The 26,020-nt window shown below is 32.0% G+C and carries 24 protein-coding genes; all 24 read right to left on the minus strand.

Annotation, left to right across the window (positions count from 1 at the left end):
* Positions 1 to 10: 10 nt before the first annotated feature.
* The 24 genes from QWY78_RS09950 to QWY78_RS10065 all read right to left on the minus strand — a co-directional run bounded on the left by QWY78_RS09950 (position 11) and on the right by QWY78_RS10065 (position 25,397).
* Complete coding sequence (locus QWY78_RS09950; RefSeq protein WP_290219381.1) at positions 11 to 610, minus strand: hypothetical protein; 600 nt, start codon at positions 608 to 610, stop codon at positions 11 to 13.
* A 66-nt stretch (positions 611 to 676) separates the two neighbouring features.
* On the minus strand, positions 677 to 916 hold the full coding sequence (locus QWY78_RS09955) for a hypothetical protein (RefSeq protein WP_290219383.1): 240 nt from the start codon (positions 914 to 916) through the stop codon (positions 677 to 679).
* A gap of 280 nt (positions 917 to 1,196) precedes the next feature.
* Positions 1,197 to 6,284: a helicase-like domain-containing protein gene (locus tag QWY78_RS09960; protein ID WP_290219386.1), complete on the minus strand. Its 5,088-nt coding sequence runs from the start codon at positions 6,282 to 6,284 to the stop codon at positions 1,197 to 1,199.
* Positions 6,277 to 6,960 (minus strand): hypothetical protein, encoded by a 684-nt coding sequence (locus QWY78_RS09965; protein WP_290219388.1) that lies wholly within the window; start codon positions 6,958 to 6,960, stop codon positions 6,277 to 6,279. Before QWY78_RS09965 ends, QWY78_RS09960 begins: the two co-directional genes overlap by 8 nt.
* A 76-nt stretch (positions 6,961 to 7,036) precedes the next feature.
* A complete protein-coding gene (locus QWY78_RS09970; RefSeq protein WP_290219390.1) occupies positions 7,037 to 7,789 on the minus strand; it encodes a hypothetical protein in 753 nt (250 codons plus the stop codon).
* Positions 7,790 to 7,843: 54 nt separating this feature from the next.
* A complete protein-coding gene (locus QWY78_RS09975; RefSeq protein ID WP_290219392.1) occupies positions 7,844 to 8,563 on the minus strand; it encodes a hypothetical protein in 720 nt (239 codons plus the stop codon).
* A gap of 33 nt (positions 8,564 to 8,596) precedes the next feature.
* Complete coding sequence (locus QWY78_RS09980) at positions 8,597 to 9,430, minus strand: M23 family metallopeptidase (protein ID WP_290219393.1); 834 nt, start codon at positions 9,428 to 9,430, stop codon at positions 8,597 to 8,599.
* Between the two features lie 4 nt (positions 9,431 to 9,434).
* A complete protein-coding gene (locus QWY78_RS09985) occupies positions 9,435 to 11,423 on the minus strand; it encodes a type IV secretion system DNA-binding domain-containing protein (RefSeq protein ID WP_290219395.1) in 1,989 nt (662 codons plus the stop codon).
* A 52-nt stretch (positions 11,424 to 11,475) separates the two neighbouring features.
* A complete protein-coding gene (traN, locus tag QWY78_RS09990; RefSeq protein WP_290219398.1) occupies positions 11,476 to 12,351 on the minus strand; it encodes a conjugative transposon protein TraN in 876 nt (291 codons plus the stop codon).
* Between the two features lie 28 nt (positions 12,352 to 12,379).
* Positions 12,380 to 13,588 (minus strand): conjugative transposon protein TraM, encoded by a 1,209-nt coding sequence (traM, locus tag QWY78_RS09995; protein ID WP_353960529.1) that lies wholly within the window; start codon positions 13,586 to 13,588, stop codon positions 12,380 to 12,382.
* Positions 13,578 to 13,943 (minus strand): hypothetical protein, encoded by a 366-nt coding sequence (locus QWY78_RS10000; protein WP_290219399.1) that lies wholly within the window; start codon positions 13,941 to 13,943, stop codon positions 13,578 to 13,580. Before QWY78_RS10000 ends, traM begins: the two co-directional genes overlap by 11 nt.
* Before the next feature lie 2 nt (positions 13,944 to 13,945).
* Complete coding sequence (traK, locus tag QWY78_RS10005) at positions 13,946 to 14,557, minus strand: conjugative transposon protein TraK (RefSeq protein ID WP_290219401.1); 612 nt, start codon at positions 14,555 to 14,557, stop codon at positions 13,946 to 13,948.
* A gap of 17 nt (positions 14,558 to 14,574) precedes the next feature.
* Positions 14,575 to 15,807, minus strand: a complete 1,233-nt coding sequence (locus QWY78_RS10010; RefSeq protein WP_290219403.1) for a TraJ family protein — start codon at positions 15,805 to 15,807, stop codon at positions 14,575 to 14,577.
* Positions 15,808 to 15,810: 3 nt separating this feature from the next.
* Positions 15,811 to 16,632 (minus strand): hypothetical protein, encoded by an 822-nt coding sequence (locus QWY78_RS10015; RefSeq protein ID WP_290219404.1) that lies wholly within the window; start codon positions 16,630 to 16,632, stop codon positions 15,811 to 15,813.
* A gap of 10 nt (positions 16,633 to 16,642) precedes the next feature.
* Entirely contained in the window at positions 16,643 to 17,308 is a 666-nt protein-coding gene (locus QWY78_RS10020) for a hypothetical protein (RefSeq protein WP_290219405.1), read from the minus strand.
* Positions 17,309 to 17,317: 9 nt separating this feature from the next.
* Positions 17,318 to 17,992, minus strand: coding sequence for a hypothetical protein (locus QWY78_RS10025; protein ID WP_290219407.1), 675 nt, complete (start codon positions 17,990 to 17,992; stop codon positions 17,318 to 17,320).
* Positions 17,993 to 18,008: 16 nt separating this feature from the next.
* Positions 18,009 to 18,668 carry a hypothetical protein gene (locus tag QWY78_RS10030; RefSeq protein WP_290219409.1) on the minus strand — a complete coding sequence of 220 codons (660 nt, stop codon included), beginning with the start codon at positions 18,666 to 18,668 and terminating at the stop codon, positions 18,009 to 18,011.
* Positions 18,655 to 21,720, minus strand: a complete 3,066-nt coding sequence (locus tag QWY78_RS10035; protein WP_290219411.1) for a TraG family conjugative transposon ATPase — start codon at positions 21,718 to 21,720, stop codon at positions 18,655 to 18,657. The genes QWY78_RS10030 and QWY78_RS10035 overlap by 14 nt, the downstream gene beginning before the upstream one ends.
* A 3-nt stretch (positions 21,721 to 21,723) precedes the next feature.
* Entirely contained in the window at positions 21,724 to 21,996 is a 273-nt protein-coding gene (locus QWY78_RS10040) for a DUF4133 domain-containing protein (RefSeq protein ID WP_290219413.1), read from the minus strand.
* Positions 21,997 to 22,019: 23 nt separating this feature from the next.
* Positions 22,020 to 22,310, minus strand: coding sequence for a DUF4134 domain-containing protein (locus QWY78_RS10045; RefSeq protein ID WP_290219415.1), 291 nt, complete (start codon positions 22,308 to 22,310; stop codon positions 22,020 to 22,022).
* A 97-nt stretch (positions 22,311 to 22,407) separates the two neighbouring features.
* Entirely contained in the window at positions 22,408 to 22,869 is a 462-nt protein-coding gene (locus QWY78_RS10050) for a hypothetical protein (RefSeq protein ID WP_290219417.1), read from the minus strand.
* A 44-nt stretch (positions 22,870 to 22,913) separates the two neighbouring features.
* Positions 22,914 to 23,564 (minus strand): ParA family protein, encoded by a 651-nt coding sequence (locus QWY78_RS10055; RefSeq protein WP_290219419.1) that lies wholly within the window; start codon positions 23,562 to 23,564, stop codon positions 22,914 to 22,916.
* 11 nt (positions 23,565 to 23,575) lie between these two features.
* Complete coding sequence (locus tag QWY78_RS10060; RefSeq protein ID WP_290219420.1) at positions 23,576 to 25,042, minus strand: relaxase/mobilization nuclease domain-containing protein; 1,467 nt, start codon at positions 25,040 to 25,042, stop codon at positions 23,576 to 23,578.
* Complete coding sequence (locus tag QWY78_RS10065) at positions 25,032 to 25,397, minus strand: hypothetical protein (RefSeq protein WP_290219423.1); 366 nt, start codon at positions 25,395 to 25,397, stop codon at positions 25,032 to 25,034. The genes QWY78_RS10060 and QWY78_RS10065 overlap by 11 nt, the downstream gene beginning before the upstream one ends.
* Positions 25,398 to 26,020: the final 623 nt, after the last annotated feature.

The raw sequence follows: 26,020 nt of genomic DNA on the forward strand, positions 1-26,020 counted from the left end.
ATGAGATTGTTCATGTATTTAAGTGATTGGTAGTCAGGTAAATATACGATTTTTTAATCAAATGAACAATCTTTTTTCCTATATTTCTAAATGCACAACGGGTAAGATTAGTTATTAAAAACTCGTTCATTTTATCTTCTTCCTGAGTATTCTGAAGATCATCCTCATCGAAATCAACTTTGCCATTAGCAATGCCATTCACAATAAGCAATGCATCAAATACTCTTTTTGCTTCATCGCTTGACAGATTTCTTTCAGCAGAATTATTGAAATTTTTGAAAATCAACCCGTAAAACAACAGGCAGGAATAATCCCATAACATTATGGGAGAATTACCATTTTTTCCTTGTTTTAAAACCTCATCTTTCCATTTTTTCTTAGCCGTGACATCACATTTGTCAAGCAGTCGGCTGACCAGCATAAACTGAATTTTTCCTGTTTCATTACCATTATTAGACAAATATAAATTCACAATACATTCCGAAATGTAATCTAATAAGGCAACCGAAGAAATATTACTGATTAATTCCTCGGCATCATCAATTGTTTTTTCGGTACCGTAGTACAGATGATAGTCAAGTAAAGTATAGATTGTTGATCTTGTATCCATAAAAGTTAGTTAGTTTTATTTATAATAAGGGAATACTCCATTATAGAGATAGATTTTTCCTTTTTTTTATCGTAAATATATTTTCTTGTGGTCAAAATTTAGAGGAGTTAAAATTTCAACAGCATATTGATTAGTTTTTACATTGAAGTTTTGCTTGGATTTTTCTTCCCTAAATTTTTGAAGAAAATTTGTAGAAAAGGCACCTTCTATCTTAGCCAGATTATCTTCACAATCCTGACATAAGATAAAATCTTCCTTGTAGCGATTTTCTTTAATTTCCGTAGAAGTTAAGATTGTCTCTTCCAAAATAAATATCGACCTCAACATTTTTTGCATCTATACTATAAAATTCTTCTTTATAATGTTTTCCAACAAAAGTTTGAATAAGACTAGCAGGAATAATATGTGATACAGTTGCATTAGCATCATTAGAGCAAATAATACATTTCATAATTTATTAGTTTTTGTGGTTTGCTCAAATATAAGTAATAATACAAATGTTTATAAAAAACAATCCGAAATAAAAGTCTATGTAAATTTAGAAAACTTTATAAGTTCAAAATTTATTTCTCTGATAAAATATAAACTATCTCTTAATTCTAGTACTACTTTGTATTTTTATATTTTCATCATTGTGAATCTGCTTGCTGTTTTTAAAATCTGGAATACTCATTTTTTTATCACTAAAAACAAATAACCTCGAATTTTCCTCTGACCTTTCTTTTACATTATCAATATTTTGATTGAGCTTCAAACTTTTCTCCTTCTCTATTTTATATTGTATAATTAAATCGACTTTGATTTCAGGAAGATCTTCCAGCTTTTTATCCAGTTCTGCAATTTTATCTTCAGTAATTTTGGTTTGAAATTCAATTTGAGTAACATCTATTCCTTTCTGAGCTAAATTTTCTATCACTTCTTGAACTTGAGCTTTATGTAGATCAATTGTTTTTTGATAAGAAGGCAATTGAGTTGCCCAATATTCAGAATTTCCATCGCCATTTTTTGAGTAACCTTCAATCCTATTATAAGAATGTTCTGCTTTCGTTACCAACTCTTTTACCTTCAAAACATCTTCATATTTTCTCAATACAAAAGCACTATCGGCCAAATGTTTATTTTTCTCACTTTCAATCTTCTTTTTGAGGAGTTCGATTTCAATATTGGCTCTGGTTTCGGGATTTGTGATGATAGAAGTTTTTAATTCTTGCGCACTAATGTCTGAAACATCCAAAACATCAGCTCCTTTTTTCATAGCTTCTAAATATCTTGCCTGTTTCGCCTGTAACTTTTGAAGCATAAAAACATCAATACTATCATTGGTCAGCATAAAATTCACCCTCACATTTTCATTTTTATTTCCTTGTCTCCACGCTCGCCCTTCCACTTGGCGTAATGAGGTGAAATTGTAAGGCAAAGAAAGCATATACACATCCGTCGTATTTTCCTGCAGATTCATTCCTTCTTGAATCGCTTCACTACCAATAACCACTTTTATTTTTCCAGAATTAAAATCATCTTGGATAGTAATTCTATATTTCTTGCTTGTTGCACCAGTAATAATTCCGATTTCTTCGGGTTTGTAACCAATTTCTTTTATGAGGTATTCCTTTAATTTAGGGAACTGTGCAACTGCCAATTCAGAATAGATAATTTGACCCGATTCCGGAATGTCTTTTTTGTTCTGCTTAATTAAATCCATTGTCTGTTTCAACTTCGTAGAAAATTCAATAAATTCTTTCAAACTTGGTTCTTCATCCTCATAATATGGTGATAAATAGGGAGAAATGGCAATCAATCGAGCATTTAAAATATGGGTAAGAATTGCTCCCTTTTCTTTTTCTGCGAAATTTTCATTCAATAAATCATATTGCTCTTTTGTCAGATCATTTTGCTCAATTTTATATTCTTTATTGATTTTATTCGGGCGTTTTAATTCTGGATTATCCTCTTCGCCTTTAATGTCAATAAACTCTGATAACAACTGCTGAAACAAAGAATTATTTTTAAATCTCCGAACATTTGCTTTATATTTCACATCACCTTTCGCATCAATTTCCATATCATTATCCGCTTCCATAAAAGTTTCAAAGAATGTATTCACATTGAAATATCCCGATTCTTCCAAACGTTTATTGGCAACTAAAGATAAAATCGAATAATATTCTAAAGGCTTATTAGTAAAGGGAGTTGCAGAAAGCAAAGTAACATTTCTACCATCTTGGGTGTCTTGAATGTATTGCGCAGCCATCCAAGTATTGATTCCCAATTTCGAGGTTTGTTGGTTCTGATTTCTAAAGTCAGATGAAAATCGTCGGTCTTCAATTTTTACTTTTCCTACAATGTGATTGGCATTATGAACTTCATCAAAAGTTAAATGATCAAAACCAAAATCTTCCCAATCATAGATTTTTCCACGCTTCATTCTTCCCTCCACTTCTTTTTCTTTCTGCAAATCAATTTGGTTTTCTCTTTCCGTATTGGTCACACTTTTGATCTCACTAATGGAAATGTAGCTGAATTTTGAAGCCAATTCTTCGGTGATTTCTGATGAAAATCCAATATTATTAAAACCTTCATAAGTAACAATAGTAATTTCACCGTCTTTATTATCAAATTTTGAAAGGTCGAAATCTTTCCCCAAATTCCCTAAAACATTCACTTTAGCATTGGGAATGGTTTCAAAAATAGTTTCTACCCATTGTTTGAGAATACTATCATTAGGAACTACGATAAGTGGTTTTTTCGCATTTCCTCGTTCCATGGCTTCGTGCATGGAAAGAATCCCTGAAAGTGTTTTTCCAAAGCCAACTTCGTGTGCAAGCAATCCAACTCCTTTTGTGGTTTGTCTTCCGATTCCTGCTTTTTGAACCTCGGTTAAACGTAATTCTTTTCCTTTAAAATTTTGATAAATTTTCGAAAATAAAGGAAATTTCGAATAATCCGGAACGTGAATATTATTGTAATTTCTGTTGAATTCTTTTACAAAACGTTCGCGAAGATCTTCCGACAATTCTTCCCGAACAAATTTTTGAAATAAATCGTTGGCTGCGGCTTTTCGTCTTTCTCTGACTAAGGCATTTCTTTCTTTATCGCTACCAGTAACCGTTTCATTATCTACAAAACTTTTAACTTCCCAAGCTGAAGAACCAGCAAAAGCATCACTGGATAAAGTCCCAACAAAATCTTTGAATTTCTCGGCAAGATTGTAGTCAACAATTACTGTTTCGTAATTTCGAGTATTACCATTAAATTGTTCTTTTTCAACTTGACCTAAATCAAATTTGTAAACAAATTCATGGTTGGGACTAATTGAAATTTGATCAAGGGTTTTAGGTTTAGGTAAAACTTTCTCTAAAAGTGTCTTCTGTTTTTCATATTGATTTTCTGTACCACCAACTGAATTTCTACCGGTAAAATCCTTTTCAAGTTGTTCTAATTTTGAATAAATATTTCCTTCAGCATAATAAAAATCGTGTACCCAATTTCCATTAATAAAGTTAGCAAACTCTGAATGTTTGCCATGATTATTTAAAGTTCCATCGTAAGAAGTATCTCGGAATGCCTCAATTTGTTCTTTTGTAATTTCAGAGCTGTTTTGCAAAGAAGTATTTACAATTTCATCCTTTTTTAAGAATTGATATTTTAAAATTCCTTTCTTTATTTCTGGCTTTGTTTGGATTAAATATTCCTTCTCCGTTTTCGTATTGTGAATAGAAATTATTCTATCGCTTTTTTCAATAAGTTCTTTTAATTTTTCCTCAGAAAACGTTATTGGTTTTGAAATTAAATCTTCGTGAAGTTTCTCATATTTCCTTATTTCAGAAGTAATTGTGGGAGATTTAAACTTGATGTCCTTGAGTTTTGAAAGTACCAATCCAATTTTTTCTTGAGCTTCAGTTACATTGAACTCATTTTTATTTTGGTTTTCAATCTTCGCAGAATCATCGTTTTTTGTTTCCGTATTTTCCAAAAACAAATCTTCAAATAGATTCCCGATTCTTTCGGTATTTTTCTGAGATTGGATTTTTTCGATTTGCAAAAGAGCATCATCAAGATTTCCTGAAACATAAGTTTCCAAGCTTCCGAACTGATTAGTTCTTTCTTTTATTTCGCCTAAAATTTTCTCTTGATTTTGCTCGAAATATCCTGAAATATCGTGATTTTGCTTTTGAGAATTTTTCTTTAGAATGATAATATCGGTTCCTATTTTAGTGCCAAAAAAAGCACCAGAAGGCAATCGGAAAGCGTTCGTAATCTCAGCTCCGTTCAATTTTTTCTGTCTATTCAGCCAAGCTGAAGGAAGAACCATTGCTAAAATTCCTTCGTCGTTCAGAACATCCAAACTTCGTTTTACGAAATAATCTTCATACTTGGAAATATTGGGTTCTTCACCTAAACCCTTGTAAAAACCACGATATTCACCGTAAGGTGGATTTCCAATGACTAAATCATATTTTTTCGCGACCTCTTTTTTGCTTCCATTTTCATTAATGAATTCGGTTTCAAAAGATCTTAAATTGACATCAATTTCGGGGTGAAAGATCTTAGCAATTTTCGCAGTAGTTTCGTTGATTTCAAAAGCGGTGACATTTACTTTTGTTCCTAAATCTTTTGCGGCATAAACAAAATTTCCTGTTCCTACACTCGGTTCTAAAACAGAAATTTCATCTTTATCTTTAAATTGATTTTTGATTAAATTTCGGACGATTTCTACAATTTTTGAATCGGTATAGTATTCATCTAAAATTCCTCTGCCTTCTTTCCCTGTTCCGCCACTTTTAAACTGATTACAAATATTTTTTAAATCATCGGTGATTTTTAGATTTTCTCTTAATAGAATTTCGTTGTTGCCGGAAACAAAACAAGCTGCGGAAACTACTTCCGCAACCTGTTCGTTGGCGATTTTATGAAAGTGATATTTTGAAATCAGAATGTCTAATTCCTCAATACCTGTTATTGAATTTAATATTCCGACCAGGGAATTTTCTCCTTCTTCATTTTCTCGAACATCATTTTGTTGTGGGCTAATTTCGGATCTTCCTGCTCGTTCTCTTCCCAAATCGACCCGCTCTGAGATTGCAAGTCCATTTCCAGCATTGTTGCTGCCCAAAGTTTGTCCGCTTCCTGAATTTCCGTTTTGCTCGGATTGGCTGTTTTCGCTAAATTTCCCAGTATTTCGTCCAGAAAATCCGGATCCCAAGTGCTGAGTGTCGGGAATTCCGTTTGATCTAATAATATTTTTTTCATTTTCCGGAGTTTTTGACTTAACTAAATTAGTATTTTTATTTTGAAGATGAAGCTTATTTTTTAGATATTCTCCCAGATTTTGATTTCCATTTTCAGAAATTCCGTACAATAAACGGATGTCTTTGATGTTTTTATTTTGGAACGTTGCAAGAATTTTTCCGGTTGCCGCATTTCCCCTTCTGTCGCCAGTTAGGCAAAGAAATATTTTGCCTTCAAAATCCTGATACCTGTTGAGTAATTCCTTTAAATTTTCAGTAGAATTTAGTGTAATAAGCGTCCTACTATTGGTTTGATTATTCAATTTCAGAAGTTCTAAAAATGAATAGGTGTCACTCTTATTCTCAAAAACAATGAGTTCGTTTGTATTTCCCTGAATTATGGAAATATCATCTTCAGAAACGAAAGAGTTGAACAAATTATTCACTTTTACTGTTTTTTATGAAATGATTAAACTCAAAAATTTCTTTGGCTTCGCTGTCCCATTTTTTTCTCGGCATTAATTGAAGCGTGACAAAAATGTCGTTCTTTTTATTGTAGGAATCAATCCGCTCAAGTCTTCCATGATAATCTTTTTCAGCATGTTTGTAAAGCGAATATGGTATAATGGTATCGGTTGGATAAATGTAAAAACGAGTGTAATTCCAAGGTGAATTCACTTCAAATCGCTTATATTTTTTGTTGAATAAAACCGTGTCGGTTAAATTTTTTCTGTTTTTATAATTTGGAATCCATTCTTTTGAAAAAAGTGCACCTTCCTTCTTGTTTTCCACTAAAAGTGGTTTTTGTTTTTTTGAAATTTCCGAAAATACAATGCTGTTACTTTTTTCTGTATCAAGAGTGTAGCACAATGAATCTTTGATGTAATAAATTTTGCTGGTAATTTCTGGAAAAGTGAAATCTGGAACTAATTCTAAGATTGTATCTCCAGAATAATTAAGTTTTGATAAATGGAAATTCTGCATTTTATCCAAACCTTTGGATGCATCAAAATAAACATTTGAAATAAGATCAATCCCACCCTTTTCGGGCTTAATTTCTTTGCGACAGGAGTTTGCAATCAAAAGAAACATAAGGATTGAGAGTGAAAATTTTAGTTTCATTGTAATTAATTTTAAAAAAAAGCGGTAAATCGTTTTAAGACTTACCGCTTTTAAAAGTAAATTGGTAAGTAAAGAATTATCGTTTAATGCTCTGTTCCTTTACATTGTTTTTCTCGTGCTTGTTGTCTTGTTCCAAACCTTCTAAAGGCTTGTTGGTGTTGATTCTGTTGAAATCTTGATCGTATAAATTCAGGTTTTTATACTGAGGATTAAGAACCGCTTTTCCTTCGGTAATTTTATCATCAATTTTAAATTTAACCTTGACGATATTTCCTTTTTCAAGAGATTTTATTGTGTTTTCTCTATATTCTGGTTTATCAAATATAAAGTTGGATTTTTCTACTATTTGAGCCGTGTCAACTCCATAATTTTTATAGAAATTTTGGAATTGATAATTTCCTTTTTCGGTTTTTGGCTCATCAAAATTAAATTTAACAAAAGCAGGTTCTAATTGTTCACTTTTGGGATTGTGAAATTCTATTTTCACGCTGCGACCTTCCAAAAGATTAATAGCTTCTTTTGCTGTAAAAGTATTTTCCTTGCTTACTGGAAAATTGTGAGAAATATTTTCGCCTTTCTCTTTTTTCAAATTTGCATGGTAAGAATTGAGAAAAACACCGCCATTTTCAGTTTTATTAAATTTCAAAATAAAATCCACCTTATTTCCAGGTAATGTTTTGTCGGAAGTGGTTTTAATTTCAAACTGTAGTTTTTTGCCTTTAATGCCTTTTTTTAAATCTTTGTGAAGCGCGGAATCTTCGCCGAAACCAAGGTATTTTAATTGATTTTTTAAATACGCTACTTGGTCGAATTCTGTTTGTGTTTCCATAATTTTTGGATTTTGATTGTTAATAAATTAGATATGAGTTGTTAGAGAGATATACTACCTTCTAAAACCTTTTGATTTTTGAAATTCCTCGTCATGTTCTTGTTTTTCTTCTCTCATGCGATTTGCATCTTCATATAAATCTGGATCGTTGACGTTGAGTTGAATATCATCTTTTCCTTCTTTGATGATTTGTTTAGAATTAGGAGAAATTGCATTTACTGTATTGATTTCTTTCGAAACAATGTTCAAATCGTTGGTGATTTCTTTTGCGATTTCAGGATATTTATCCATTTTTTCCAGCAGGAATTCTTTTAGTTTTAGCAGCTCTATTTTGTGGCGACTTGTTTCCATCAAATCTTTTTTGTCCGCAATAATCGACGTTACTTGAGTGGCATTTTTGATTAAATCAAATTCGACAACTTTATTCGTTTGTTTATCGAAAATGAAAGCAGATTTTGTCCAATTAAGTTGAGCACTATTCTTCGCATCGTTCGGGTCATACTTTGTCTGAATATCAGAATATTGCACTTGCTCCTTGCTATTTTCAATGATTTCCGAAAGATTTTTATCTCTTTCTAAAAAAATCACTTTTAGTTGACTGTTATCATCAACCAATTGAAAAGTTGCTCTGTTTTTCTCGTTATCTGCTACGATCGTATAACCTTGCAGAAATTTTGCAATATCATCTGAATTAAGTTTTTTTGAAAAGGTATTATCATCATTCATGATTCCGAATTTTTTCAAATCATCGGTAGGTAAAGTTTCATTTTTCATAATATTTTGTTTGTTTTTTAGTGTTATTTTTTATTAATAATTTGCCATTAATTTATTGGCTCGAACAAGATTATTTAAAAAGTGAATAGGGTTAATGTAGTTTCCATATTCTTTCACGCCAAAATGTAAATGTGGACCGGTGGAGTTTCCAGAATTACCACTTTTCGCAATTACAAACCCTGCCTTTACAAATTCGCCAACTTTATAATAAATCTGTGATAAATGGAGATAAGAAGTTTCGAAGCGATTAAAATGTTGAATTTTGATGTAATTGCCACCACCCTTAGAATCCCATCCTGCTTCAGTAACAATTCCATCAAGAACAGAATAAACTGGTTCATAAGAAACTGGCAAATCAATACCATTGTGAGATTTTCTATTGCCGAAAATTGGATGAATTCGCGAACCATAAGGCGATGAAATTGATATTTTTTTGTTCAAAGGCATGAAAATTTTATAATTAGTTTGTTCATCATCAATAAATTCGAATTGTTGGGAATAATTTTTATTATTTGTACCAACATTTTTTTTAGTTAATTGAGAAAGTGAATCTTCAAGTTTTGCGTAATTAGCTTTCAGTTTTTCGTTTTTTGAAATCCCAAACTTTATCATTTGATTTTTTAAAGAATCAATTTCTCTTTTTAAATCAGCCTTTGTAGTTGAATTTCTAAAAAGTTTTTTTGTTTTTTTTGTTTCTGCATTTTCATCTTTCTCATTTTTTTCAACATTAATTTCTTCGAGTTTGGAAAAATTTCTTTCCGGTTTTGTTGTAGAAGGCTTGAGCGTATTAAATTGTGCAAATACCGGAGAACCACAGCAAATAATTCCTACAAATAGTATTTTTTTAAGTGCAAATTTTATTTTCATTATTTTATGCTTTTATCATTTCGTTTACAATGAGTTCAACTTCTTTGTTGATTTTTCGGTAATTGGTCATCAGAACTTCTTCTTTCCGATCGTCCCCTTTTTTATCAACAAATGAATAATAGTTAGGCATCTTCACATAATTTTGCTCTTCTTCTTTAATTTTTGCCATATCAAGATTTATTTTTCCACTGACGGCTGAAGTTTTAAATTCTTCAGTGTCATTTTCTTCACCTTGAGCGATTATTCCAACCATTTCTCCAGTTCTGAGAGCTGCTATTTTTCCCGCCGGAATCATATTGTCCATTTTCTCATTGATACTGGTTGTTGTTCCTTGTTGGGAAATAGATTGGGAGAATGTTTTTTGTTTGATTTTTCCAAACATTTTTTCTAACCAATCCAAAGTGTTTTTATCCCTTGCAGAACCCGAAAGAATATTTCCAACAATGGCAGAAATGGTATCTGCAATCTCTTTTTTATAGAATTGCCGAAGTTGTGGGAGTTCTTGCAAACCAAGCATTACAGCAACTTTATTACTTCTTGCGGTTGCTACGACATTATCAATTTTATGAATGTAAATGGTCGGAAACTCATCCGCGATAATTCCGCCGGGTAAATTGTGTTTAGAATTAATCAAACGCAATGTCCGGTTCAAAACCGCTGAATACAAAGCTGAATTTATATCTTGTGTTCCGGGATCAGAAGCCAAAATCATAATGGAAGGATTTTCTTTATCTGTAATTTTCATTTCAACTTCATCGCCGGAGAAAACCCAAAAACTTTCTTTTGTTGCCAATCGAGAAAGGAAAATCTTTAAAGTTCCGATTTGCCCTTCTAATTGGTCAAATGCTTTGTTGTCATAAGCCGTTTTGAAAGGCGATAACAAAGATTCCAATTCCTCATGCGTAAAAAGAGTATCGAAAATTTCTTTGTAGCTTTTATTCATAAAAGCCAATAGGTGTGGTAAATCGGAATACTTTCCATTTTCAAATGTTGCAAAGAAATAAATGCAAGAGGAAAGAAAGTTAATGGCAGATTGTGTAAAGAAAGCTTCAGAACCGCCACCGCCACTTGAACCTCCTTTTTGCAGTGACGAAACCATTGCTTCTGCCATTTCTTGCGCTTCCGCCAATGTTTTTACATATTCCTTTTTAAATGGATTTACTCTTTTTGATTTTTCAACATCATTAAGGTTAATAACATGAAAATCATGTTTGTAATCAGAATCATTTTTCTTTTTTAAAAGATGGTGGTAATAAGCAATTTGTCCTAAATCGGGAAATTTAAAATCATAAATGCAAAGGCAAAACCCTTTCGCAATCATTTGTCGGATTGCAGGATTTATAACTCCGAAAGATTTTCCAGAACCGGGAGTTCCAATCACCATCGTTCCCCGAAATGGATTTATATTAATCCAACCTTTATTAATTCTTTTATTAAATCTGAATAAATAAGGAATATTAATCGAGGTATCGGTTTTAACCAATTCTTGATTTTGAGCAAAACTTTCTTCTTCAATATTCCATCGGTCTTTACCCATTTTCTGCTGCATTAATTTTGAAATGCTGTCCGCACCTATTTGTGCGACTAATGCTCCAATGAATGATAAAAGGATGTAAAGAACTTGGTATAAACTCAAATGGGGAAGTATTCTTGGCAATGCATTATTTGCTGCTTCAGAAGTTAAAAGTAAAGAACCAAACATCATTGCAAGTCCAATAAGAATAGGCAAAATAATGTTTTTTGCAATATTCAAATCCATTTTTTTCTTCGCTTTTGTTCCCACTGCGACCAATGCAATTAAAACTATGGTTGCAAACTTTACATTTAGCGGCGGATAGAAAATTCCCATTTTAGAGAAATTCCCTAAAAGCTCTGATACCACAGGAATTTTTGCAGAAAGAAAAAATAAAGTAGCGCAATCCAAAGTGACGATAAAATAGACCATCTTTTGGAAAAAGCCATAGATTTTGATTTGGTTTTGTTGTTCTTGCATTGGAAAGATGTTAGATTTTAGTTTGAATCAAGTCTTTAAAAATTATTTGAAATTAAAATGTATCTGCATTTAAAATATCCGAATACTTCACGGTCATTTCGATGGTTCTTCCGGATAATTGCTCCTCGATTAATCGCATTTTCAAAACTTTACTGTTTGGATAAGTGAATTTTTTGAAAACATAAATATTCCGGTAATTTTTCTTGAATTGTTTTTGATTAAACAATTGAAAAACAGGTTTAATTTCAATACTTTGATTATTGGTTGCTTTATAGATTTTTTTGTCTTCTACCGAAAAATTAAGACCATCAATGTCATAACTTAAGTTGGAAGAATTAGCAAACGTCATATCCAAAAAAATGTAATCGTTCACCACATACACATTATTAATCTGCATGGTAAGCTTTAAATCTTTTTCTTCGCGAATAGGTTTATTTGTTTTTTTATTTCTAATAATATCCAAGGAAAAGTTGTGAAGTTCCATATTTGAAAAAGCCATTTTCGGATATTCTAATGGTTGCATATCTTCCGGCTGAATTTGGATATTTGCAACTGCTTCTCTTTTGTAGCTTAGATAATTCACTTTGTATTGTACCATAAAAGATTGGCAAACAATGGTGATAACGCCTAAATTATTTTTGTCAATCGCTTTTCCATTTGCTTCAGTTCCCTTTTCGGGTTCATCGGTAATTTTGATTCTTGCAATATTTTCTGCCGGTAAATCTCCTGTAAGATTTGCTGTTGATAAATCCACAAATTGTATCGGTTCGGGGGAAATAATATGCAGACTAACTCCTTCAGTAATATCAATTTGAGGAAGATCATTTAAACGTTTTTCAGGAGTTTCTGTTTGTGCAAAAACTGTCGTCGTAGAAAAAAGGAATAATCCAAAGAGTAAATTTTTCATATGTTTAATCGTTTTTCTCATTTTATTTATATTTTTTATTTGGTAATCGTTAATCTTCGATTTCATTTTTTTTAAGTTCTTTTTCGTTAATAAGGAAGATGTAAGAGTTGTATTTTAGTTTTGTTTTGTTTTTTCTAATGATATTTGAAATAGTTTGTGAAGTGGAACTGAATAGACTTGAGAAAATACTTGTCATAAAGCCTTCGCCACTACTGTCCATTTGGGTTCCTTGTACAGAATTACTTCCCATTTCCATAAGCATTTCTCGGAAGTCACTTTGGGGGACATATAATCCCTGCATTCCATCATTATCAAAAACAGTGAGGTTTATTGGGAGGATTTCTCCATTATTTAAAATTGAAATAACATTCAGATTAACTCGCTGTAAGGAAAATCCCGAAATTTGACCGTATAAGATTGTTCCTTTCGTGATGTTGTGCTTTCCAACGGTTATATCTTCAAGCAATCGGAATCGAATTCGGCTTCCAAGAAATCCTTTTAAATTTTCATCAATTACTGCTTTGATAAAATTGTTTTCTTGCTTTTTTGCTATTGAATTGAAACTTGGATTCAGCGATGATTTATTGACCCGAAGTGTCGAATTTAAAAAAGCTGCCATTTTTTCTTTATTCTTTTTCAATTTATTTTCGGCTAAAAGTGCAGCTTGGTATTCGGGATCTCTTGATTTTTCCAATGAATCCATCATGAGCATTTGTTTTTTCAACATTTTCACTGGATCATTTTCTTTTTCCGGTTGCCCGGAACTGGAAACATTTTGTGGATTTTGATAAGAATTCCCCCTTCCATTACTTCCTTCATTGAGCATTCTCACCATATCCGCTGAACGTTGAAAATCTTTATCATCATTTTTACCATCATAATAGGACTTTCTTCCTAAGTCTCCAGCTCTGTTAGAATTGAGACTTCTAACCATTTGAATGGAATCGATGTAGCGTTTTTGGCGGTTATCGAGATTATCGGAATAATTCTGAAGACTGTCGCCTTCTTTATCAATTCCGTCAAGCATTGTTCTGCCGTCTCCTTTTTCAAAAAATTGATCATAAGCAGCATTTTTTGAAAGAATTGAATCTTGAGTTTCACCTAATGAGAGTGATAATTCTTGATTTTTAGGCACTTCATTATTTTTATTCTTATCTTGAAATTTTGTTCCTAAAAATCCAAAAACCATAATTACCGGAAATAAAATCAATGGAAAAATATATTTTGCTTGTTTAAAATTGAGTTTTTTAATTTCCATTTTTCAAATTTTGGTATTGGTTAAAAAGATATTCGATTCTCAGACTGTCATTTTTTGTTAAAGGTTCGCCACTCTCTCGTTTAGTTTTATAACTTTCAAGTTCCTTTATAATAGTTTCTGCTTTTTGATCCTTTTGATCGATGTCAGATTTTGTTTTATCGCTTTTAGAGTACATTTCGGGAAAGATTAAACTCTTTGCGACTTTTGGTTTAAAAAAGAAATATTGAATGAATGAGAATGCAAATGAAATGAGTAATAATATCATCACATATTTGTATGATTCTTTCGGATGTTTCATAACCCAATCCTTTAATTGGATTATGTTTTCTTTTGTTTTATAGTAGATTGCAATCATCGCTAATAATTTTTTGTTTTGTTAAACAGTTCAGTATTGTCCAAAATTCTCCAGTTTGTTAATAAAACACCGTGAGGATTATTTGGGCTTCTAATCATATCTTCGAAATTCCCTTCAGTAATTAATTTCCGCATGATAAGAGAGGTTTTTCTATTAATCGACTGCGTGCCATAATAGATGAACTTTTTATTGGGGAGATCTAACTTAATTGAATCAGAACGAACGGTTACAATTGAATTCCCGGATATGATTTGATTATAAAATCCTTTTTCCTTTAGATTGGTGTATTCTTTTTTTCCGCTGTCATCAATTAAGTACAATGATTTTTGAACATTTTCTTTAATATATTGATCGTCCGGCGCGAGCGTAAAAAACAATCGGTGAAAAAGTTCAATTTGAGATTTATATTCTACTGGTCGGTTCAAAAGTTCATCGGTTTGTTTCACCAAAATGGGAACACCGTTATCAATCACATAAAGAGATTTTCGGGAATCTTCAACCATTTTATAAGCCATCACAAAACCTGCAATTACTATTATTACTGCAAAAAGTATTGCTGCAATTGAAACTGCTTTGTTGATTTTTATTTTTTGTTCTATATTTTTAACAAGCATATTTAATTGTTTTAATATTATTTTTTAGATTTTGCAATTGCTTTTCCGATTTCTTTAGCTGCGGCTACTGCTCCGGCAGCACCTCCCGTAGCCGCAGCTGCGGCAGTTCTTCCTACTGCTTTTCCTGCACTTGCTACTGTGCCTCCACCTGCTTTAGATTTGCTCATCATTCCTGCACCGCCTGCTGAAACAATGGTGTCCGCAATGGTAGGGGTCATTAAAATTCCAATTCCGGTAATAATGTAAGCTACTGCCGGGAACAAAGCCGTGTACATCATTCCACTGTTTTGAACATAAAGTCGAAGTGTTTGCATATCTGCTACACCACCTTCACTAAGGATAAGTGCGTATCTATCCAATTCCATTTGATAACCGCTCATAATAATCTGTTGACCAATGTTGATGATGGTATAAGAAATAAAGGTGTAAAGGTTGATGTTGATAAATTTGGCTAACCAGTTACCAAAAGAATTCTCAAACCCAGGAACGAGTGACATTCCTACGGCAATGGGACCAAGAATAATTAATATATAGAGCCACACTTTTTGAATGAAGAAAATTAAATAAGTACAGACCCGAAGAATGGTGAGAGAAACACCTTCGATAATTTCCGCTAATGTTTTCTGAATCTTAAATTCCATCCTCATATACCATTCTTTTACTGGAGCGAGTAATTTACTTGTATCTATATCAAACCAACTATCACTAGATTTACTATCTAAATTAGCTGAAACCTCTTGATCTGCTTCTTCTTGAGATCTTGTTTTTGTTAGAATATCTAAAATCTCACTTTGTTTTTGAAACCTTTTCACCCTGAGATCATTAGCGTCTTTTTCAATATCTTGGAAAAGAGCTATTCCAGGATTTGCCAGTGATTGTAAAGGATATTGAATCATCGCAGTAAATTGTGTCCAAAACATTAAAATAAATGCAATAATTGTTGGTCGGATCATAGGTGTTACTTCCCAAGGTCTTGCGCCTTCCTGCATCTGCCAACCTAAATAACCCATATAGCATAATGCTCCAAAACCTCCAATAGATTGACCAAGCATTACCGCTCCTGCTGATTGAGCTGCCATTGTGGTATCTAATTTTGTAAAAACTTCCATGAACCATTTTTCAAATGCTCCATCGCCTTTTAAAAATTGCAATAATTTGCTATAATTTTCAGTATCTCCACTTTGTCCAAAAACGACAACTGGTAAGAAGAATGTGAGAAGACAAATCGTCAGAGTAAATATTTTTTTCATATTTTAAAATTTATTTTTATATTTAGTCATGATGCTTTGGACAATTTCTTTATCGTTTTTTGAAGGTATCGGACTATCTGTCGATTTTAAAGATGTTAACAAGTTTTTGTAATTAAGATATAAAGTGTTTTTTTGATCGCCAGCTCGAATTCTTTTTACAAATTTTCTCCAGCCGATTAAAGTTTCATGATACATTAGAAATCTTTTTCCTCGCGGCATATCTAAGGTTCTTGAGTTATCGTATTGATCTTTCAAAAGGTCTAATTGCTCTTGCAGATAATCAATCTCTCCGAATGATTTCATGTTCTGATAAGTTTTATCATCTTTTAACTGCCATTCCATGAAATTCTGAGGATTTTTTGGGAACTCTTTTAAGGGTTTAAGCATTCTTTTATAATAAAGCAACCAAAGGGGGTCGCCATCTGAAGTTACTGAAGTCCAATGCGCAAAATCCTGTAAGTTCCTTTTGTAAAGAGTATCCACTTCAACTTTAATTTTCTCACCTTCATTTCTTTGAAATTCTAATTCTGCAAATCTTTGCACTTCTAATCCTGTGGGTTTTAATGGTCGAATATCGGGGCCCCTTTTGTATTCTCTGTTTTTAGCTGGTGCCCAGTTTCCCCATACTGTTGCATAAGCGAAGTTGGTCTGAATTCCAAGAATATATCTAGGGTAAGGTCTGAAGTCACCCCAACTTTCAAAAACCTGTCTTTTATGTTGTGCTACAATAGATGGATCGTTCAACTTTTTAACCGTTTGAGCCATTCCTAAAACTGAAAAGCAATAGAATTGTAGAAATAAAAAACGTTGTGCGAAAATTTTCATATTGTATTAATTAAAAAATTATTTGATATCTTGTGACAATATCTCTGATAATCATTTTATCAAGATTTACATAATTACTAATCGTTGGAATTTGATAGATATAAGGAATTGATTTTGCGTTTTTCAGTCTTATTTTTATTGCGATTAAATAGCCGTTAATGAGTTGTGCTTTTGTAGAAATATTTCTGATGAGAATTTCTCTGTCATAAGGATCCATTAAAAAATCAGCATCTTCCCTTAATATATCTCGAATGAGCTCTGTTTTCAGTTTTAAGAGTTCTTGTGTTGCTCCAATGTAATATCTATTTAAAAGAATTGCATATTCCGGATGTTCTGTAGTAAGATTTAAAACGTCTTCTGCGTTTTGCCCAATTTGTACAAAAGTTTTCGACAAATAATACATTTGCTTCCCTTGTTTTAAGGCAGAATTTACATTAACCAGATTAGAATAAATAAAATCTTGAATTGCAACAACTTGTGCGATTTTTAAGTTTACATCATCATATAATTTCTTTTGTTTTTCATAAGAATTTAAAAATGTTTCGTTACTCGCAAGACGTACTACTTGATTTTTCGTAAGCTGCGTAAGTAGTTTATCATTGATAACGATGCTTTGTCCATTTGAAAAAGCAAAACTTCCAAATATTGAAATAGTTACTAAAATTTTATTTTTCATATTCTACATTTAAAAGTGGTTCATAATATGTTCGATAATCTTTTTGTCCTTATTGATGTAATAGGAAACTAGAAATTTCTTATACTCAATTTTCTGTTTAAGGTCTCTTATTTTTCTAAGCATTATATATGAATCTGTTCGAAGTTGTCGTATTTCATCTAATGCATAATCCAACAAAATTTTTCTTTCCGATTTTTCCATTTGATTGATTGCGCCGTAGGAAATCACTATACCAGTTAATAATCTTACAATCATTTGCATGTCGTCTACAAATTTTACTTCAGCTGGTAAAATAGCAACTATCGAGTACGGAGCGGATTCTATTTCAGCAATAATTTTCGATTGAGTATCTTGTATTTTTTCGCTTTCGAGAAAAATGGCATAACCAGTGGGAATTGCCTGCATTGCGAAATCAACAATCCTCAATCGATCTTGAATTTTGTTGGTGGTTTCTTTTAATTTTAACCACTGTTTTTTATTTAAAGTTTCCGTAGCAAGATTGGTGTCTTGCCAATTTTTCATACTTTTCTGCCTATCATTCTCCTGCATCGAGTGACGAATTTCTTGATTCATCATAGGAAATGAAACGTTTTCTTTTTCCCACGGTGGTGTGGATGGTCCCGCTGAAGTGAGGATCAAAATAGCGATAGGAATCGAAATGCTAAGAATGATTTTATTTTTCATTTTAATTTTTTAAAGATTAAAATCTATATTTATAAGTTTGCATAATATTTTCTACAATACTTTTATCGGTATTGATATAACCTTGAAATGGATTGATCGATTGGAACCAACCTAATCTTATGGCTCTTTCAATATTTAGTTTTGTGGCGAGCAACCAAATTTTAAGCATAATCACATTTTGAGAAACCGAGAAAAGAAGTTTGTAACGGTCACCAGCTGTCGCAAGATTTAATTCTCCCGGTTTCAGTAAGTCAGTAACATCAGTTGTTATTTTTATTGCTTGTTCGTAGGTCTTTTGGGAAGTTCTTACTCCAAACACTGCAAATTGGGGTTTGTCTTTTGTAAGTTCAAGAATATCACTTGAATATTGCAGGCAGCGGTCTAATTCTTTATAAATATCAATGACCTGTATTCCATTTTTTAAAGTCCCAGATACTTCGCTAAGTCCTTTGAGAACTTTATTTTGAATATTATTCGCAACCACCATTTGAGTTCCAACCCAAGCTTGTGCTTGTTGTAATTTGGTATGCTGCTCAATGGTTTTTTCTTGCTCATTTTCTAAATTATCCGAGTAAAGTTTTAGCGCAAGTGTTGTGGTAGGATCGATATAGATGTTTTGTGCGGAAGCTAAATTCCCCAATATCATTGCTAATAAAATAAAACTAAATTTTTTCATATTCGTGGTTTTTGGCATTAATCAATTCACTAAAACTTAAATTTCGATCTTGCATTTCATTTCCAATTATTTTCAGAATATTCTGATCTTTATATTTGTATTTCATTGATTGATAATAATTGACTGCAATTTTATCCAATGGCTTTTGATAGAGATTAACCAATGAAACCATGTTTTCCATTTTATCATTGAGGTTTTTGAAATCGCTTACAAAAAGCTGCAAAGCATCATCGTAGTTTTCAGATTCCTTCACATAATATTCAATCGCTATTTTCTCCGGCTTTTCAGTGGTATAGGTTAAATATTGTTCTAAGGAAACTTCATTACCATACACTTCACCTTTGGAACCACGCTTCAGATAAAATTCTTTAAATCTGCTTCTTCCGTATTTATTGTCGAGATTATTGATGGTGAAAATTTTATTTTGCTCTACTTTATTGAGAGAAAGTAAAGAGGAAATTTCTTCAAAATTATCTTTGAACTTGGTTTGATCCAACAAAATGAAAGTGTCGGAATTATTAATAATGGAATCTTTGACAACCGTATTTCCGATAATATCACCGAGTTCTTGCGTAACAACAATGGCTTCACCCCAAAACTTTCTTACGGTTTTGTAGAGATACAGAATATAACCACCCATTAGTTTTGAAGCAATCGCTTTCCAAGCTTCTTCAATAATCAAGGCTTTTCTACGGTCTTTCCGTAAGCGCATTTTTTGAATAAAAGTGTCCATAATAATGAGTGTTACAATCGGAAAGAGTTTCGGATTGTCCTTTACATTATCAATTTCAAATACGATAAATGGCTCGTAGAATAAGGTATTGTCGGCACTTTCATTGAGCGTGGTTCCATATCTTCCGCCTTTATAGAAATCTTTTAAGACGAAAAGAAAATTACTTAGTTTAAATTCTTTTTCGTCAACTGGGTGCTTTTTATTATTGAGATAAATCGGCAAAAACTGGTCGCAATAATCATAAAACGAGTTGAATGAAAGTTCCGGAACTTTTAATTTCTCTTCCAATTCAATAATCCTTTTTATTAAAGCATTTTTTAAAGCTTCATCCCATTCTTTAACATTTTCCGGGCGTTTGATTATGGATTTCGATTTTGTAAGAATCAGTTGAGTTTGATTATAAATTTTTCGTTTTGCTTCATCGGTAAGCGTTTCATAAGCTTCATGCACCTGAAAAAACTTGGTCGTATCGTAATTTCGATTATTTGTGTTTTTATCTGGATGATGTAAATGAATGAGTTTTCTTCCTTTACTTTTAATTTCAGCAGTGGTGGCATCAAAGGGAAGTTCCAAAATATCATAATACGTTTTTTCTCCTTCTAATTCTTTTTCATAATCATTAAGAATATCTTCTTCATGAATATTGAATTTCTTCAAAAAATGGGAAAGCTCTTCAGCACTTTTGTCATTGTACCAATCTTTTCCACCATTAAAGAACTGATGATAATAAGACATCAGAGCATTGTCTAGAATTGATTTTTGAGTAGAACTCATTGTAGCATCCGCTCCCTGCCAAATTAAAAATATAAGATTGGCTAAAAACTCTATTTTTTCAATATTGAATTCTTCTTTACTCATTAAAAAAGGATTCATAGTAATAGGTTTCTCTTCAGTATATTGAATATATCTTCCACCTTTATAAGCACACGTTCCGGAATAAGAATCTCCAGTATCAACAATCACCACATCATAATTGTAAGTCAAATATTGTTCGATGATATTATTCATCAAGAAGGATTTACCCGAACCAGACGGTCCAAGAACAAATTTGTTTCTGTTATTAATTCTTCCTGTTTTCATGGGTAAATCTGCGGGGTCAACTTTTAAAGGAACTCCCTGTCTATCGGTAAATCGTAAGTAAAAATTAGAATCTTCATTTACTGGGTAACTTTCTTTAAAAAAAAAACACAAGGCAGCTTCGCTTGTTGTAGTAAATAAATCATAGTCTTTTAGTTCGACGGCATTCCCCGGGAGGCAACATCGAAAGAGTTCGAGTTGGTTATAGGAATTTTGCGAAACAATAATTCCTTTCATGAACAACTTGTTTTCAATTAAGGACTGGGTTTCTTCCATTTGTTCTAAGGAATCTGCCGAATATGCTATTGAAAAATGAGCATCTACAATCAACTGACCATCCATTGCCACATTGTGTAACAGTTCATCAATTTCGTTGGCTACGATGGCATTTGAAGGAGAATTATTTGCCACGCCTTCATGTTTCTTTTTCTTTTTTTCTAATTCCCGGTGTTTTGCAGATTGATGAGGAATAGAAATAATCTGATTATAAACAATCGTTCTGTATTCTTCCAATTCATTGATAAATGAGAAATTATCTACGGCGGTATCTGCAGCTGGTCCATTTCCTCCTAAAGTTGAATACGTTTCTATTTCTGAAGGAAGTTCAATTTTTTCAATGTCCACAAAACTGATTGTTTTTACATATTGGCTGCCAATTTGCAAATGCTCATTTGTGGATTTAATATTATTAAATGTTGGTGTTGCAGAAAAACTCATTGACAAAATCCTATTCATGTAGTAATCGAAGTCTTTTTCTTTTAGAAACTTTGGCTCACAATTATTTTGATCGAGCAACATGAAAATCTTTTGGCATTTATCTCTTAATATTTTGTAAGATTTTTCTGAAAAGGTGTATGCTTTTTTCTTTTTGCTATGATCTACGATTTCCGAAAATAAAAGAATGGTATCAATCGTTTTGTAAATTCTTCCATCGAAATGTTCGGAATATTTTTGTTGCAAAAATTCTTTTTCTCCTTCTGCAACATATTTTTGTTTACTGAAAATATCAATTTTCTGTACCACATGATTTTCTCCAATAATGGCAACAACTTGATTAAGTATGGTGTGAAAATGTTCATAAGAGTAAGGATCGGCAGAATATTGCTCTACAATATTTTTTATTTGAATACCAACAATTGGATTTCCATTTTGACCGATTAATACGTCAAAACTCCAGTTATTATCTTGACCGTAATCATAACCAATAAAGGGAATTTCAAATATTTTTTTCTTTAAACTCATGATTTATTTTTTTTGTAAAATTTTGGTATTTTTAATTTGTACAGAAATGACATGCAGTTCGTTATCATTTTTTGTTTTATTGTGAAGACCATTTATATCCTGCATTTTATAACTCCACCAAATTCCGATTCCGCCAACTGCTGCTCCTACTAATAGTCCCCAACCTCCGATTAATGATGAAAGAATGGCGACTGTCATAAAACCTCCGACTGCTGAACCCATTGCGTAATAGATATATTTATCTTTCAAACCGAAAAAAACAAGGGGCTTTTTCAACCCCTTGTAAAGTAAGTAGCCCATTAGAACATCGCAGCAATAAATGTTGGAACGATCAATAGGAAAACACAAGCTCCTCCCCAGCCAACAATTTCTTTGTTGATGTCTTGGTCGCCATTTGTCCATTTGTTGTAAATTCTGATTCCGCCGACTGTTCCTACAATTGCAGCAATCGCATAAATAAGAAGTTTAAGATCTGCCATGTAGCCAGATAATGTGGATGCAGCATTTCCCAAAGCAGCACTTCCACCCGATTGTGCAAATACCGGAGTTACGGCTAAAAGCACTATAAATGCAGTTAATACCTTTTTCACGAATTTGTGTTTTTTGATTTTTTGGTTCATAATAATTATAGATTAGTTGTTAAAAATTAAATGCTGGATTTTAGATATTGAATGTTCTTTTTGCTGATTACATCATGGATTGATAAATTTTGTAGCCATCGTTACTTGAAATAAGTTGCACGCTGGTTTCTGCAAGATTGAGCATTTGATACCATTTGTTTTTATTTGCTTTACTCAATCCATCACTTGGCCCCTGAATCCCGTCATCATTCTGATGAAAAGAATCAATATTTTGTTCGGATTCAAATTTTTCTCTCCAAGACTCCAAATCTTGTCTTTCTTCTGATTCATCAGTAATAGAAGGCTCCAATTCTCTTTTATTGAATGAATTTGGTGTGTTTAAATTTTCTACATCTTCAATCCCAATATCTTTTACTTCATCTCTATTATTTTCTGCAAATTCTGTTAAAGAGAATTCTTCTGATTCTTCTTTAACCACAGTTTCTTTTTTTAGAAAAAGGTCATAGATTACAATTCCTGCATAATAGAGGATATAAATTGTGATAATTATGATTGCGAATTTTCCCATTTTAATAGTTATTTTTTTTCTGAGTTCTGTTTAAAAAAGTAATCTTAAAGACTTATTTGTAAGGTTTCATTGATGTACTCAATCAATTCGTTGAACGGATTTTTTACGGTATATTTTTGTTCATACGTGAGTTTTCTGGTATCCATATTTTGCAAACAGTTTCTTTTGAAAACAGGGCTTTTAAGAAGTGTTCCGTATCTTGAAATTTCAGCATCCATTCCTTCTTGATTCAAATATTTGTAGCCTTTATCATATTTTGAGCGGATGAAAATTCTTTCTGCCTGACTTTCCAGAAGTCCTAAAAAATTGACAAAAACCAAAGTCGATTTTGCCGACACATCGGAATATTCAAATGGAATCACGATGAAATCACTATAAATCAACAAGTCGCTGTATTTCGCATCAAGAGTTCCTGCCAAATCAAACAAGTTAATTTCTTCACTTTCTTTTAAATTGATTAGAGTTTCAAAATCTGAAAATGGTTGCTCTTCCTCCTCTCCTATTATTTCCACATCGTACAACTTTGGAATATCCAATAATTCATCTTCTTTCCATTTGTGATAAAATGATTTCTGATAATCAAAATCGAAAACATTGATTTTCCTTTGAGATAATCCCGAAATATAATTGGCAAAGGCGATTGCAAGCGTTGTTTTACCAGTTCCACCTTTCTGTGTTCCAAATGTGATAATCATTTTTTTTGATTTTATTTTTTCTTTTTTCTCTTCTTTCTGAGTTCGTTTTCAGCAGGATCTTTTGCTGGAGTTGAACTCTTCATGAATTCAAATAACATTTCATCAATGGCTTTATTTAATTCTGTTTTTTCTTTATTTTCTATTCGGATTTCATTTGTTTGAATCGGATTCATAAATTTTTGAAATTCCTTCTCTCCAACCAATGATTGAAGTTCTCCGATACAATGGAATCGCGTATGAATAGCATACATTTTTCCATCTTCGTCTTTGAGTATTGAAATATTTTTATCATTATTTCGGTTTGTATTTTTAATAAAATCTTTGACTTCAAACTGAACTTTTCGGTAGGTTTCCAAGTCTTTTTTTCCTCGGTTTTCAAAAAGCATGAAATCCTTTATTTCAATTTTTGGATCGTTTTTGGAAATAAATTCCAATACTAATTTTTTCGATTCCTGATTTTGAATATTGTAATCCTTCAAAATTTCAAAAGTCTTTTTGTCTATTTTGTTTGGAGTGAATTCAAACAATTCATTCATCTTCACAATATCACTTCCTTTATATACTTTTCCGGTTTTGTGGTCGATAACCGTATAACCGAATGGATTCTTATCCTCTTTGCTGTGAAAAACCAAATCAATCCCGAAAACGTCTCGGAGCTTTTTCTGAAGCTCACTCTCAAATTCTATTTTGGGTTTCCAATCTTCGTTTTGTTTTATTTCTGGAAGCATCGAATCCTGTCTTCTTCTGTCTTCTACTTTGAAAACCTTATTCGAATAAATCTCTTTGTATTTGACTAAAATGGCTTTTATTTGATTTCTCCTGTTATCATTTTTAGCATTATCAAAAACAATTTCATTTCCTGAAATGGTTTTCTGTTTTACTCCGTTTTTTAAAATGTTAAAAGTTTTTTCATCATTTGTGTTTTTGCTTAGCTTATAACCATTTCTGTTGAGTAAAGTTTCTAATTGATTCAGAGAACTTACTTTGTAATTCAATAATTTTTCAAGCTCATCTTTAGGATTTATCCCATACAGTTTTTCCAAAATATTGCTTAAAGATTGTTGCGCTTTAAGCCTTTCATAACTATCATTAATCTTCTTTCCGGTCTGTTTATCTACTCTGGTGGAAACAATGTGGACGTGATTATTATCCGTATCGTTATGAAAAATCACAATAAAAGGCTGTAGTCCATAACCCATTTCTTCCATGAAATTTTCTGCAACTTTTGCCAGTTCTTCTTTGCTGTGCTCTTGAAACTTAGTAGAAATCACTGCGTGAAATTGTGGTTTCTTTACTTTTTCACTTTTTGAAATTGATTTAAAATAATTCCTCACCTGTTCCTGACTGCTGGTTTCATTAATGAAAGACGGAAAATTTTTCATCATCATTAATTCTCCAGTTCCTTTCTCCACTTTTTTATCATTGTATTTTACTCCATGAAAATCTGAACTTGAGGAGCTTAAAATCTTAATAATCATTTGCGATTAATGAATAGATTTTCATGAAAATTTCATTTTGCTGTTTTTTCAAATCTGCTATTTCATTAAGCTGAGTTGAAAAATTATTGAGTTCTTTTTCACTAATAAATTTTTGACCATTTGCGATTTTTGCTACTTGATTGATATTGGTTTCAATTTTTCCGAAGATGTTATCCTGTTTTTCAATGAACTGTAATACTTTTCTTCTCTCATCATCTAAAATTCTGTTCTCAACCGAATTGATGATTAAACTCGTTAGAGTAATTTGCTTTTGGGAACATTGTTTTTTCCAAACCTCTTTTCGGTATTTTTCAATTCTTACGACAATCCACTCTTCTTTTCCAACTTTATTCATCAACGGTTTTGATTAAAATTCCCGAGACAAAATTGCATGATAAAACCCTTCAAACCAATAGTGTTCAAAGGGTTTAGACTGAATAATAACAATTTGGATTCAACTAAGTTTTCCAAAGATTAAAAAAGAATAATCTGGGTTAATTTGAAATTTTCAATTCAAATTTTCAAGAAAAAAAACGAGTTCCGAAGTTTTTTTCCCTTTTTGCAAAAAAGGCAAGATCGTCTTTGGAGATAAAACTTGAAAAGTTTGTATATACAAAGACACATCTTGCTATAAAATATCGCCCAATTTTTTAGAACTCTGAAAAGGGAATTATGGTATTGGGAATCAGTGGGTTTTATTATTTTTCCGAACTTTAATCTAAAAACAGGAAGTGAAGCCTATTAAGTCAGAAAGAAAAATAGTTATTGCTTGTAAAGAGAAAATTCACATATAGTTCTGTAAATCAAATCATCATGATTTTAACCTGTGCGCTTTTTACGCATGTGGCTGTATTCATTTTACTTAAGTACCTGTGTAATCTTCCCCAAAAATAAGAACATTTAAAAATATAGTTTTTAAATTTGGAAGACTATGAAAAACAGTAAATTTTCAGAAGTTCAGATCATCAAGATTTTATC

This window comes from Kaistella yonginensis, assembly GCF_030409525.1.
GTDB lineage: Bacteria > Bacteroidota > Bacteroidia > Flavobacteriales > Weeksellaceae > Kaistella > Kaistella yonginensis.

What these genes read in the sequence shown, in the direction of transcription:
- QWY78_RS10060 (WP_290219420.1), bottom strand. Translation starts at nt 25,042, where the DNA reads ATGATTATTAAGATTTTAAGCTCCTCAAGTTCAGATTTTCATGGAGTA.
- traK (WP_290219401.1), bottom strand. Translation starts at nt 14,557, where the DNA reads ATGCTTGTTAAAAATATAGAACAAAAAATAAAAATCAACAAAGCAGTT.
- QWY78_RS09950 (WP_290219381.1), bottom strand. Translation starts at nt 610, where the DNA reads ATGGATACAAGATCAACAATCTATACTTTACTTGACTATCATCTGTAC.
- QWY78_RS09970 (WP_290219390.1), bottom strand. Translation starts at nt 7,789, where the DNA reads ATGGAAACACAAACAGAATTCGACCAAGTAGCGTATTTAAAAAATCAA.
- QWY78_RS10065 (WP_290219423.1), bottom strand. Translation starts at nt 25,397, where the DNA reads ATGAATAAAGTTGGAAAAGAAGAGTGGATTGTCGTAAGAATTGAAAAA.
- traM (WP_353960529.1), bottom strand. Translation starts at nt 13,588, where the DNA reads ATGGAAATTAAAAAACTCAATTTTAAACAAGCAAAATATATTTTTCCA.
- QWY78_RS10020 (WP_290219405.1), bottom strand. Translation starts at nt 17,308, where the DNA reads ATGAAAAATAAAATTTTAGTAACTATTTCAATATTTGGAAGTTTTGCT.
- QWY78_RS09980 (WP_290219393.1), bottom strand. Translation starts at nt 9,430, where the DNA reads ATGAAAATAAAATTTGCACTTAAAAAAATACTATTTGTAGGAATTATT.
- QWY78_RS10055 (WP_290219419.1), bottom strand. Translation starts at nt 23,564, where the DNA reads ATGATTATCACATTTGGAACACAGAAAGGTGGAACTGGTAAAACAACG.
- QWY78_RS10030 (WP_290219409.1), bottom strand. Translation starts at nt 18,668, where the DNA reads ATGAAAAAATTTAGTTTTATTTTATTAGCAATGATATTGGGGAATTTA.
- QWY78_RS10025 (WP_290219407.1), bottom strand. Translation starts at nt 17,992, where the DNA reads ATGAAAAATAAAATCATTCTTAGCATTTCGATTCCTATCGCTATTTTG.
- QWY78_RS10050 (WP_290219417.1), bottom strand. Translation starts at nt 22,869, where the DNA reads ATGGGAAAATTCGCAATCATAATTATCACAATTTATATCCTCTATTAT.
- QWY78_RS10000 (WP_290219399.1), bottom strand. Translation starts at nt 13,943, where the DNA reads ATGATTGCAATCTACTATAAAACAAAAGAAAACATAATCCAATTAAAG.
- QWY78_RS09975 (WP_290219392.1), bottom strand. Translation starts at nt 8,563, where the DNA reads ATGAAAAATGAAACTTTACCTACCGATGATTTGAAAAAATTCGGAATC.
- QWY78_RS10035 (WP_290219411.1), bottom strand. Translation starts at nt 21,720, where the DNA reads ATGAGTTTAAAGAAAAAAATATTTGAAATTCCCTTTATTGGTTATGAT.
- QWY78_RS09965 (WP_290219388.1), bottom strand. Translation starts at nt 6,960, where the DNA reads ATGAAACTAAAATTTTCACTCTCAATCCTTATGTTTCTTTTGATTGCA.
- traN (WP_290219398.1), bottom strand. Translation starts at nt 12,351, where the DNA reads ATGAGAAAAACGATTAAACATATGAAAAATTTACTCTTTGGATTATTC.
- QWY78_RS10015 (WP_290219404.1), bottom strand. Translation starts at nt 16,632, where the DNA reads ATGAAAATTTTCGCACAACGTTTTTTATTTCTACAATTCTATTGCTTT.
- QWY78_RS09985 (WP_290219395.1), bottom strand. Translation starts at nt 11,423, where the DNA reads ATGCAAGAACAACAAAACCAAATCAAAATCTATGGCTTTTTCCAAAAG.
- QWY78_RS10010 (WP_290219403.1), bottom strand. Translation starts at nt 15,807, where the DNA reads ATGAAAAAAATATTTACTCTGACGATTTGTCTTCTCACATTCTTCTTA.